We start from the raw sequence: 11,801 nt of genomic DNA on the forward strand, positions 1-11,801 counted from the left end.
TTCACCTCGGGCAGCACCAGCACGACCACCCGCCCCGTGCACCCGTTCCTCGCATCGCTCACCCGACCACCGTAGACAGCGCCCGGTAGCGTCCACGAGGCCCCTCAGCACCGGGCAGCGGACAGATCAGGCACTCAAGAAGAAGGAACCCGGCTCCCACCCGCGACACCTGGTCCATCCCGCGCATCTCGGTCACACAGGCGTGGGCACGGCGATACGCGACAGCACATGCCTGCCGCCGGCGTTGTCGGAAGCGCCGGCCGCGGTGATCCGCATCGGCCGAGATCCCGGCGCTCCCGGCATCCAGGGCACAGACACTCGGCTCGAGCCCCGCCCGACGCCTGGCCTGCGAGAACTCGACGAAACGGCCTACAACAAGCTCCACCAGGCTCCGTGCTTCCTCGCGGCCAGGCTCCTACGCCCCTGACCGCACGCGATCCGTAGCCTCCATGGCGCTTCATCAGGGGGATGCGATGGACGTCGGTCTCTGTGGTGAGGGGGATGACGGTGAGGCTGCCGTTGGGTGCGATGGCTTGGGCGGCCAGGAGCCGGTGCATCGCCTCGCGGATGCGGGTGCGCTCGTCCGGTTGCCGGTTCACATCAGGGCCCCGGCGGAGTGGGCTGTGTCGTGGTGGGCGTCGGCCGCCGTTCGGAGCCGGTTGGCGTTCGCCCGCAGTTGCTTGCCGATCGGGGCGGGTGCGCGGGCGGCAAGCTCTTCGGCGGTTGCGGCGGTGAGGGCTCTGCGGGTGGCGGGCCGGAGACCTTCTCGCCCGGTAGGCGGGCGCCCCGGTCCGCCGCCGACGACTCGACGGCCTCTGGCACGCGGCCCACAAGCGGCTTCAGCTTCGACGACCGCCGCCGCGGGCGCACGCATCGGTGATCTGACCGATGTGGCCGCGCGGCTACGCCCGTAACGATCGGCAGATCACGTTCGCCGCAAACCCGAAGGAAACCCCATGGCTACCGTCTGCCTCTCGTTCGACTTCGACGCCATCTCCGTGTGGGCAGGCACTCTGGGCCTCACAAGTCCCCAGTACATCTCACGTGGCGAGTACGGCGCCAACATCGCGACACCGCGAATCCTGGACGTGCTCGATCGGGAAGAGTTGAGCACGACGTGGTTCATTCCCGGAATGGACGCGGAGAACCACCCCGAGGTGTGCAAGCGGATCCGCGACAACGGGCATGAGATCGGCCACCACGGCTACGCCCACGAGAGCCCGACCGCGCTCTCGCCCGAGCAGGAACGCACTGTCCTCGAACGGGGATTTGAAACTCTCGACTCGGTTCTCGGAGTACGTCCCACCGGATACCGCTCCCCCGCGTTCGACCTCACCGAGGTCAGCACCCAGATCCTGTCCGACATGGGTTTCGACTACGACTCCAGTCTGATGGCCAACGACTTCCAGATGTATCGCACCCGCACCGGCGACGTGATCCACCGGGACCGCGCCAGTGAATTCGGCCGTACTCTCGACCTGGTCGAAGCACCCGTGTCATGGACCTTGGACGACTTTCCCTTCACCGAGTTCGTCATGTCCGCGAACTTCTACTCACCCGCCTCCACCGACGTCGAGGCGATGGCACAGCGGTGGCTCGACGACCTGGACTTCATGATGGAACAGGAGCCGGACGGGTACTTCATCCAGACCTTCCACCCCCAGGCCATCGGGCGGGGCAGCCGACTGCGGATCCTGGAGCGCGTCATCAAGCGCGGCAAAGACCACGGTGTCACCTTCTCCACCATTCAGGATGCCGTGAACTCGTGGCGTCGCGACAACATCTACGTGGCCACGGGCGCAGCGAGCTGACAGCTCAGCCGTCAACAGGCCAGGTGACGCACGGGTCTGCGCATCCACGGTTGTGGACGAAGCCGCGTCACGGCGAACGGCAGCGGGGCGATGATCCGATTCTCCTGATCCTGCACCTGTAGGATCAGGTGCGCCTGGGAGAGCGACAGATCCCGGGATTGCGCGGGGAAGGCCATCGGTGCCTGTGTCCTGCCGCCCATGAAGTAGCTGCCGTTCACGCCGCGATGGACGAGATCACGCAGGGCCGCGCTGACTCGCACCGGCGATGTCGTACCCGCATCGGACCAGGCCCGCCGGAGCAACTGAACCGCGTCGTAGTGAATGCTCGCGCTCGTCGTGGGTTGTTCGGTTCCGAATCGGCACAGGAACTGGCTCTGGAATCGGGAGCCGAGCTGATCGGTATATCTGCCGGTCGTGGTCGCCCAGATGATGCCCTCGTCGTGACCGAGCGTTCCGGCGAACGCGGTCGTGCCCGGAACCCAGAGGCAGTAGAGCAGCACCGGGGACGGCGCTGCGTAGAACGCGTCGAGAAACGTCCGGACCGACGGGGCGAGAAAGGACGCGACCAGAACGGCGTCCGGCCGTTCGTCCGCCAAACGAGCCGGCGCCTCACGCCATTGCGTTTCGGTCGAACAGGACCGCAACCTGATCTCCACATTCGCGGTCCGGCCGTACTCGCGCCATTCATCCAGGAAAGACGGGATGTGGTGGTCGTCGGTGAGTACGACCGCTCGCAACCTTTCCCGACCGCCGAAGACCGCACCGCGGGCACTGTGCAGGAAACGGATGAACTCGGTTCCGTAGTGCCTGTCCCCCGGGCTCAACTGGAACACCCGGCCGAGTCTGCGCATATCGGTCCTGACCTGTTCCTCGGCACTCGCGCTGGTCATGGTGTGCAGGAACGGGATCTCAAGATCGGCCGCCGCGTCAAGAATCAACGGGACTGCCTCACGACGCTCGACGTACGGGAAGGTCACCGCGTCGATACCGTGCCGTTCAAGGGCGGCCAGGGCATCGGCGAGAGACTCCGGCCGTCCGGTGTCACCGCTCTCCACAACGTGCTCGAGCCACCGCCCGCCGATGCCTCCGGCCGCGTTGACCGCCTCGACCGCGAGCGTGGCGCCGTGGAGCATGTCCTTGCCTTCGGCGGTGGCCAACGGAAAGACACTGCCCAGGCGGATGGGAGATCCGCTGCGGCCACGGCCGGCTCCGTCCGCAACCTGGACGGAATGCCTGCGGAGCCGGCCTGCGCGCTGCTCATCGTCGGCGACGAGCGCGAGCGCGCTCTCGACCTCGGTCAAAACCTCCCCGTTTGGGGCTATTCCCGGCAGCGGGAGCCGGAGCAGGCCGTGCCGGAGAGCCAGCGACGCGGCTCCGGTCCGGTTGGTCAGGTCGAGTTTGGCGAGGATGTGTTCCACATGGGTCGACACGGTCCTGACGGTCACGTTGAAACGTTCGGCGATCGTGGCGTTGGTGGCTCCGCACGCGAGCAACGTGAGCACGTCTAGCTCGGAGTGGGTCAGTCCATAAGGCGGCGAGATCCTGCCCAGGGTCAGTTCCGCCAGGCGTGATCCTGACCCGGTCGTGGCGTTCGCCCGGTACCAGGTGGATCCGAGGACGACGATCCCGGTGACCTGGAGACCGCCGGCACGGCGCACACCCGCAAGCAGCTTGGGCAGCAGGGGGTAGCGCGTCGGTGTGCCGGCGGGGATCCACTGCTCGCAGTCGCCGTCGGCGCTCCCCCAGATACGCTCGGGTACAGGGGGTTGGACGCGAAGCGACCGGGTGCGGGCCATGACCTTCTCACCTCTGACGGGTCGCTGATCGTACATCGGTTCGGGCCCGAACGGACAGCCATCGGCAGTTCTACCGATACTTCGTGCCGGTCCATCCGCCTAGATTCGGAGCCCACGCCATCCGACGTTCACCGGAGGTTCCCATGGTCGTTCTCGCTTCCGCAGCGGTGGAATTCACGCCGCTGCGGGACTTCACCGACTTCGCCGCACACATGCGGGCCGTTCTCGATCGCACACCCGACGCCGCCGTCGTCGTACTTCCCGAATATGTCGGGCTTGAACTGCTCACGCTGGAAGCAGGCTGGGAGTCGATGACCATCGAGGACATCGTTCGGACTTCGCGGCGCACCGACGATTACGTCAACCTCTTCATCGATGAGGCACGGGCGCGCCAGCAGTACATTCTTGCCGGCACCCAACTGGTCGAGACCGCGACGGGGTGGCTCAACACGGCCCACCTCTTCGGTCCCGAGGAGGGTCTGATCCTCACACACGCCAAGACACACCTGTTCCCGGCCGAAGGACATCTGGGCACCATTCACACCTCGGATACCCCTCCGCCAGTCACCGAACTCCCGTTCGGACCGGTGGGCATCAACATCTGCTACGAGGCCCAGATCCCCGAGTGCGCCGATGCGGTCATCGCGCAGGGCGCCGAGATCCTCCTGGTTCCCTCGCTGACGCTGAGCGAGGCCGGCTCCTGGCGGGTCAACCACTGCGCTCAGTCCCGGGCGATCGAGAACCAGATGTTCGTGGTGAGCTCCCAACTGTTCGGCGCTCCCCAGGGCTTCTTCCCCGGCTGCTACGCACGCTCGGCCGTCTACGCCCCGTGTGACGCCCCGTGGCCGGCGCACGGTGAACTCGCCTCGACCAGCCCCAACACCGAGGAGTCCGTCAAGGCCGAGGTCTCCCTCAGCGACCTGGCCCGGGTCAGAGCCGAAGGCGCGACGCTCACCTGGGCCGACCGCGCCGACCGTGCTCCGACGTACGCCGGCTGGCCGAGTCGCCGGGTGTGACAGCGGACGTATTCCCTGTGGGAGCGACGACGGGCTGGTCGCCCTTCGCCAGAATCCGGCCACTGTCGTAACGAATCGTTGTCTTCGCCCGGACACGGCGGAGCGGTGTGCCGGACCTGCTCGCTCCTGGTGAACCGGAGCGGTGGCCCGGACAGACGGAGCGGGCCGCAGGGGGCAGCTCAGCCACCGGTCCCTGAGGTCGGTGAGCGCGCGCCGGGCGGTGTGGATCCGGGGACGGACAGGGCGGTGGCGACCAGCAGGGATCGCCGGCGGGCGATGACCGTGCGGGGTGCGGCTCCGCCACCGTCGGTGCCGTGCAGGGCGAGCGCGAACGGTTGGGCAAGCACCGGCCAAGCGTGGCCCAGGAGTTGGGGCAGCGCGCCGGAGAATTTTGCGGCGGAGTTCGGGCGGGCAGCTGCGGGGCATCACGGCCTCCGTAGGCTGCTGGCCGGTCAGTTGTCCAGCAACCCGACTCCATCAGAACCTGGGCAGACCGTCCAGCGAACGTTCCACGATCACGCGCCCCGCGTCGAGTCCCGTGGGATGAGCCGAGGGCCGAAGACGCGGGTCTCGTGGACATGTTCGTCACTGGCTTCGATCTCGTCCATGAGCAGGTGTACGGCGGTACGGCCCAGGTCTTCCACCGGCTGCTGGACGGTGGTCACGGGGATGGCCGCCAGCGTCGCGACGTCCAGATCGCCGTAACCGACCACCTGCACATCGCCGGGGACACCGATACCGCGTTCCGCCAGCCCCTGGCACACGCCCACCGCGAGAAAGTCGTTCGTGCAGAACACCGAGTCCGGGAGAGTGCTCAGGTCGCGGGCGATGGCGGCGCCGGCGGCGACCGTCATCTGCTCGGCGACGGCCTGGTCGAGCCGGGCACCGCGATGGCTGCGGATCGCCTGGCGGGCTCCCTGGTACCGATCGGCGCACTGCCTGATCCCTCGGCCGCCGTTGACGACGAGGACGTGCCGCGCACCGCTGTCCAGCAGGTGCTGCACGGCCAGACGGCCGCCGGTGACGTCGTCGACGGCGACCGAACAGCCCTCCTGTGGCGGCATCTTCCGGTCGGTCAGGACCAGCGGGATACCGCGCCGGCGCAGCCTGGCCAGGCGGTCCGGGTCGGCGCCGAGGGGCACGACGACGACACCGACCGCGCGTTGCTCGGCGAGCATGTCGAAGTAGTCGCGCTCCCGGCCGGGGTGATCGCCGCTGTCGCACAGGACGAGCGAGAAGCCGTGCTCGTACGCCGCTTCAGCCGCCCCCCGGGCGATACGTGCGTAGAAGGAGTTGACGATGTCCGGGAGGACGAGCCCGATCGACGAGGCGCGACCGTTGCGCAGGCCGGCCGCCCCCGGGTGCGGCACATAGTCGAGGTCGGCGATCACGGACCGAACCCGGTCGGCGGTGCGGGCGTTGACGCGCTCGGGTCGGTTGAGGACGTTGGAGACCGTGGACACGGAGACGCCCGCCGCGGCCGCGACATCCTGGATACGCGCGGGGTGCCTGGTGGTCGTCACGCCCCTCATCCTCCGATCACCTCGGTCTCAGCGCCATGTGCCGTCTCCGCCGGCGCCTGTGCGGTCATGATAGTGACCGGGCCCAGCAGACCCGAGACCAGCTGCGAGGGAAAGGTCCAGGCGGTAGGGGTGGCCTCGCTGAAGTACGGGGCCAGCGTGTTGTACACCGTCACGTCGATGCGTACCGTGCGGCCGGCCGTGCCCGGCAGCGGGAAGCGGTACGGGGCGCAGAAGGCCTCGCCCGTCTTCTCGCCGTCGACGGCCACCTCGACGGAGCCGCGTACCCGGCCGAGGTCGAGCACGGGCGTCACCGCCGGGTCGTGGCCGGCCGGGATCGTCACCGTACGGGAGTAGCGCAGCCCTCCGCTCCAGCCGGCGAGTCCGATGCCGTGCCAGTCGGCTAGCGGGACGGGGGCCTCGGCGGTGCGGACGGTGACCGGTCCGGACAGGGCGCTGCCGCCGCGGAGCGTAGCGGTGGGCTCGGTGACGATCTCCAGTTCCGCGGGTGCCCGGAGGGGCTGGTCCAGGTGGAGTGCGGTGCCCTCGAGCCGCCGCTCGGAGCCGTCCAGTGTCACCGCGGCGGCGAGCCGTAGGGGTAGATGCACCGCGACCGTGCCGGCGGGCAGCGTGGTCCGCAGGCGTTGTGGCGTCGGCACGGCGTTGTCGGTGGCACGCACCGCGTCCACGGTCGCGCCCAGCGCCGGAATGCCGTGCAGCCATGCGGTGCCGTGCAGCGGGTGCGGCCGGGTGGCGGCGTAGCAGGGCTGCAACTCGCTCCAGCGGCCACGGTGTTCGATCGCCGTCCCCCGCCAGTCGCCGGTTTCGGCTTCCCAGCCGGCGCCGCTGACGAGGGCGACGACTGCGGATTGCGTACGGGCGACCAGGTCGGCGAAGAGCACGTCCCCGGCGTGGGTGGTGTCGGCGACCAGTTCCAGCAGGTGTTCGCCGGCTGTCAGGTGCAATGTGTGACGGAAGAACATCGGGGTGGCGCCCCAGGCCGACTCGTAGTACTCGACCTTCTCCTGCCGGGCCACGGCGGTGCCGTCCAGCAGCACGGTGACGCCCGTGGCCGCGCCGACGACGAGGACGGCCTCGGTGGCGTCGTGGTCGAGCCGCACCCGGGCGCGGTAAGTGGCCCTGCCCGACGGCCGTACCCCCTCCGGCAGGCGCATGAACTGGGGCCGGGGGGAGAACTCGCCGGGCCGGGTCAGACAGAAGTAGCTGCCGAGCGGCTCGGTGTCGGCGTCCGCGGCGAGCCCGGTGCGGACGTCGGCGTCGGAAAGCTCGTACTCGATGATGTTCAGCGGCTGGTCGACGTCGATGCGGGCCGTGGCCAGATAGCCGCTGCCGGTGGGGAGTTCCACGCCGTTCCACCACAGACGCTTGCCGGCCGGGGCGCCGACGTGCAGGTCGGCGGCGCCGAGCCGGTCCGCCTCGACGATGGCCCGGACCCGGGCAACCGTGCCGTCCGTCGGCATGCGGAGGCGCACGAACTCCTCGCCGACGAACCCCTTGTGGCCGAGTGTGCCGTAACCGGGATCAGCCACGCCCCGGTCGGCAGAGTGGAGCGAGACCTCCCATTGGGCTTCGTCGTCGACCAGCGGCGCCTGCCCGGCGAGGACGCGGCCGACGGCGTCGCAGTCCAGCGGGTCCGGCGCCTGCGCGACCGGGACCGGGGAGAGTACCCGCACGCGGTTGCCGTAGGTCGCACGCACCGTCTGCGCCGGGTGACCGCCGGGTCCCTCGGACCAGTGGAAGTTCCAGATCTGCACGTCCTCGACGGACGACGCGGCGGGCAGCGCCATGTCACCCCAGGTGTTGTCCATGGTGGGGACGAGCCGCCCGCGCCAGCCCGTCGATATGTCAGTCGTGACGACAACCGCAGCGGGTGATGCGGGCGTGGGCGCCGCGGTCGGCGCCTCGCCTTCCCGCCAGGCCACGATTGCGGCGGGCGCGCCGTTCAGCGGCACTTCGATCCTGGAGCGCTGCCCGGACACCGTGACCTGGACGGCCCGGCGTGCACCGGTGGCCGGGTCCCAGACCTCCGCCTCCGCCACGACGGCGTTCACCTCGATAGACGACATTCCGGCATAGCGCGCCGGATCGAAGTCGTAGTCCTGCCATCGCCGGGTCGTGGCGTCGCGCAGCGGATGGCCGCTGGCGTTCGGGAACGCCCCGGTGACCAGGGCGACGGCCTCGGTTCCCTGGCGGCGGACCAGGAGCGGGACCTCGCCGGTGGCGTAGTCGGACCGGCCGGCCACGGACTTGGCGCCGGACTCGGGGTCGGCGAAGCGCTCAAGACGGGGGTGGGCGGCCAGCGCGGTGACCACGGAATCGTCTCCGTCGGTCCCGGCCGCGAAGGCCGGCGGCCGACCGACGACCACCACCCGGCCGCCGGCGTCGAGCAGCGCGATGAGCTGTCGTGCCGTGGCGGTCTCAAGCACGCTCGCGGACGGCAGCAGCACCGCGGAGAACCGCAGTCCGGCCACCTGCAGTGCGCCGTCGGCGACATCGGCACGCTGGACCGAGTCGTCGTCGATGATGTCGAAGGCCACGCGCTGCCGGTCCAGTTCGCCTATCCTGGTGTGGAACCAGTTGTTGCTGCCGCACAGTTGGAGATAGTGGCGCTGTGTCTCGTCCAGTTCCGTGTGCGCTCCGCCGGCCTGCCCGTCGCCGAAGTGGTCGACGGGCAGGTCCAGCGGCAGCAGCGCCTGCGCGGTGGTGGTCGGGTGCAGAACAGCGGTGCCGGCGCTGTACGTACCCCACGACATGATCGATGCGATGCGGGAGACGGCCCGGGAGAAGGCCGGGTACTGCTTCCAGTACGGCTGGCGCCAGTCGGTGGAGGGCGGCGCCCATTCGAACCAACCGCCCGCGGTGCCGAAGTAGCTGGCATGCGGGTTGTAGAGGTTGGCGCCGCTGCGCAGGAAGGGCAGCAGCCAGTCGTAGGTGTCCTCCAGCGTCCCGCCCCAGCCGGAGGAGTGGAACGCCTCGATCCACACCCGCTCGTGGCCGTAGAGGTGGGCCATTGACGAGTGGACCTTCGCGTCCCCTTCGTGGTCACTGCCCGCGGCGCTGTACCAGCGGTGGGTGCGGAAGTAGTCGGTGTAGAGCTGGGTGGACTGTGTGGGGTGTCCCGCCCGCGCCGGGTTGCTCTGGTCGGCGCCCAGCAGCATGCCGCGGCTGTCGTGCCATTGGCCGAGCGGCTTGAAGAGCGCTTCCTCGGTGAGCTGGGCGCGGACCGCGAAGTAGTCGGTACGCACCTTGGCGGCCTGCCGGCCACCGTGCCGGAACAGCGCGGGCAGGTGGTCGAGGAGGTCGTAGCCCCGGCGGGCCTTGAACTCCGCGGGAAAGCGGGACGTCCAGGAGTTGGTGGCGGGCAGTTCGTCCTGGAAGCTGCCGGCGATGACATTGCCCAGATGCTGCGGAACACGGCGGTCGTACTCGCCGTGGACGGTGTCCATCAGGAGAGCGACGGCATGCGGGTCCAGGTAGTCGAAGGCCGTCGGGACAGAGGTGACCAGCAGGGCCTCGGTGCCGTCGGGGGTGTCCGGGAGATGCAGTCGGCTGCCGTCCGCCCCGTAGGCGCCGATCAGTGTCTCGGTGCCCAGCAGGTCGATGCGACCGCCGGTGACGACGGCATCGCGGCGGCGCAGCGCCTGGCCGGCCGCCTCGGGGTGCCGGTGGGTGATGGCGCCCTGGACGTTGGCGCCGGAGAAGCCCACCTGGTCGTAGAACCACAGCCGCATGCCGAGCCGCTGCGCGATCTCGCAGGCGTCGGTGAAGCGCGCCCACCACTCCTCGCTGAACCAGGCCGGGTCGTCGGCCTTGGCGCCGAACGTGGGCCCGGCCGGTGCCAGGTTGATCACCACAAGGTTGTGGATGCCGCCCGCAGCGAACTTGCGCATCTGCCACTCAAGCCGTTCCCGGGTGACCTTGGCTCCCGACCACCACCACAGCGGCGTCGGACCGAAGTCGCGGGGCGGGTCCTGGAACAACTCGGTGAGGGTACGGGAGAGCACAGTGTCGCGATCCTTTCACTGACGTCGGATGCCCCACGATGTAGAACGTTTTCAGTGATGTCACCGTACGCGTCGGACGCGGGCCGCACCAGCCTTCAGTTACCTCCATCAGGCATGATTTGCCTGCTTTGTTGGAGCAGCGTCCGGCGATGAGGACTTGCTGCAACCGTCTTGAAAAACGTTCTAACCCGCCCTACGGTCAATCCCATTGCTCAGCGTCACCCCTCTCGTGTGTTCACGTCCCCGACGAAGGATGCGTGACATGACCGGCCTGCCCGCTGTCTTCCGGACCGCCGAGCGCCCTGTGCCGGGGCGCTACTGGAAACTTGCCACCTTGTCCGGCATGGCGTCGTATCTCGACTCGGGCCTGCTCATCGCCATCTCGGTGAGCCTCGCCATCTGGCGGGACAGCTTCGGGATGGGGGTGTGGATGACCGGCGCGATCAGCGCCATCGTCACCTTCTGCATCGCCATCGGATCGCTGGTCGGCGGCCGGCTCGCCGACCTGTTCGGCCGCCGCAGGGTCTACAACGCGGACATCCTCTGCTACGCGGGCGGCGTGACGGTGATGACCTTCGCACCCAACGACATCGTGCTGCTCGGTGGTTTGGTCATCGCGGGCCTCGCCGCGGGTGCCGACCTGCCGACCTCACTGGCGGTCGTCTCACAGGCCGCACCCGCCTGGGCGCGCGGGCGACTCATCGCCTTCACCCAGGTCATGTGGTCCGTCGGCATCACCGTCACCATCGCGCTCGGCTATGTGCTGTCGGGGCTCGGCGCGCTCGGCACCCGGATCATCGTCGGCCATCTCGCCGTGGCCGCCGTCGTCACCTGGTTCCTGCGGGCCCGGCTGCGGGTTCCCGAGGACGCCGAGGCCGATGGTGAGCCGCTTCCGAAAGACTCCGCGGGCGGGCCCGGCGGCTCAACGGCCGTGCTGCCGCAGGGCACCCATCTGCGCAACCTGCTCAAGAAGTCGATCCTCGTCCCGATGGCGGCGACCTTCTTCTTCTACGTCGCGTGGGGACTGGGCGCCAACACCTTCGGCCAGTTCGGCACCTACTTCCTCGTCACCGTCAGCGACGCCTCGCAGTCCGTCGCCACCGGCCTCAGCCTCGCCTTCCTTCCCGTCACGCTGCTCATGACCGTCGTCTTCGTCCGCTATGCCGACACACCCTGGCGGGACCGGCTGTTCCTGGTCGCGGGGGGTGTGCAGATCGTGGCCTTCGCGATCCCCAGCCTCACCGGTGGCGCGTCGCTCGCAGGGATGGTTGCGTACCTCATCCTGTATCAGCTCTCCAGCCCGCTCGCCGGCGAGGCGAATTACAAGGTGTGGTCCCAGCTGACCCTGCCGCCCGACACCCGCGGCACATCGCAGGGACTCACCTACGCGCTGGCCCGGGCGGCCTTCGCCGTCGCGGCGTTCTTCACGCCGGCACTCCTGGAATACAGCGCGGGGCTGCTGCTGTGGTCGATCACCGCCTGTGCGGCGATCTCCATGGTGGTCGGCGTCTACATCGTCCGTGTCCTGATCCCCACGGCCGCCGCGGCGGTCGTACGCCCAAACTCGCCGACCGAGGCGAGTGCCGCAGCGCAGCCGGCCCCGGCCTCGGAGTGAGGCCGGGAACAGCACCCG

7 protein-coding genes are annotated in these 11,801 nt (G+C 69.2%); 3 read left to right on the forward strand and 4 right to left on the reverse strand.

Annotated features, from left to right (window positions below):
• Positions 1-956: 956 nt before the first annotated feature.
• Positions 957-1,811, forward strand: a complete 855-nt coding sequence (locus tag ABT245_RS42345; RefSeq protein WP_351745419.1) for a polysaccharide deacetylase family protein — start codon at positions 957-959, stop codon at positions 1,809-1,811.
• Positions 1,812-1,822: 11 nt separating this feature from the next.
• On the opposite strand, the gene ABT245_RS42350 is transcribed toward ABT245_RS42345, so the two are convergent.
• On the reverse strand, positions 1,823-3,607 hold the full coding sequence (locus ABT245_RS42350; protein WP_351745422.1) for an ABC transporter substrate-binding protein: 1,785 nt from the start codon (positions 3,605-3,607) through the stop codon (positions 1,823-1,825).
• Between the two features lie 143 nt (positions 3,608-3,750).
• Between ABT245_RS42350 and ABT245_RS42355 the strand changes: the two genes are divergently transcribed.
• The gene (locus ABT245_RS42355) at positions 3,751-4,623 is read left to right on the forward strand and encodes a nitrilase-related carbon-nitrogen hydrolase (protein ID WP_351745425.1); all 873 of its coding nucleotides are present in this window, start codon (positions 3,751-3,753) and stop codon (positions 4,621-4,623) included.
• A 179-nt stretch (positions 4,624-4,802) separates the two neighbouring features.
• Here the strand turns inward: ABT245_RS42355 and ABT245_RS42360 are convergent, their stop codons facing one another.
• The 3 genes from ABT245_RS42360 to ABT245_RS42370 form a co-directional block, all read right to left on the reverse strand.
• Positions 4,803-4,970, reverse strand: coding sequence for a hypothetical protein (locus ABT245_RS42360; protein ID WP_351745428.1), 168 nt, complete (start codon positions 4,968-4,970; stop codon positions 4,803-4,805).
• Between the two features lie 168 nt (positions 4,971-5,138).
• Positions 5,139-6,146, reverse strand: coding sequence for a LacI family DNA-binding transcriptional regulator (locus ABT245_RS42365; RefSeq protein ID WP_351745431.1), 1,008 nt, complete (start codon positions 6,144-6,146; stop codon positions 5,139-5,141).
• 5 nt (positions 6,147-6,151) lie between these two features.
• The gene (locus ABT245_RS42370) at positions 6,152-10,168 is read right to left on the reverse strand and encodes a glycosyl hydrolase (protein WP_351745434.1); all 4,017 of its coding nucleotides are present in this window, start codon (positions 10,166-10,168) and stop codon (positions 6,152-6,154) included.
• A gap of 262 nt (positions 10,169-10,430) precedes the next feature.
• On the opposite strand from ABT245_RS42370, the gene ABT245_RS42375 reads away from it, so the two are divergent.
• A complete protein-coding gene (locus tag ABT245_RS42375) occupies positions 10,431-11,783 on the forward strand; it encodes an MFS transporter (protein ID WP_351745437.1) in 1,353 nt (450 codons plus the stop codon).
• Positions 11,784-11,801: the final 18 nt, after the last annotated feature.

It is taken from the genome of Streptomyces sp. NPDC001508 (genome assembly GCF_040298665.1).
Lineage (GTDB): Bacteria > Actinomycetota > Actinomycetes > Streptomycetales > Streptomycetaceae > Streptomyces.

What these genes read in the sequence shown, in the direction of transcription:
- ABT245_RS42345 (WP_351745419.1), top strand. Translation starts at nt 957, where the DNA reads ATGGCTACCGTCTGCCTCTCGTTCGACTTCGACGCCATCTCCGTGTGG.
- ABT245_RS42350 (WP_351745422.1), bottom strand. Translation starts at nt 3,607, where the DNA reads ATGGCCCGCACCCGGTCGCTTCGCGTCCAACCCCCTGTACCCGAGCGT.
- ABT245_RS42355 (WP_351745425.1), top strand. Translation starts at nt 3,751, where the DNA reads ATGGTCGTTCTCGCTTCCGCAGCGGTGGAATTCACGCCGCTGCGGGAC.
- ABT245_RS42375 (WP_351745437.1), top strand. Translation starts at nt 10,431, where the DNA reads ATGACCGGCCTGCCCGCTGTCTTCCGGACCGCCGAGCGCCCTGTGCCG.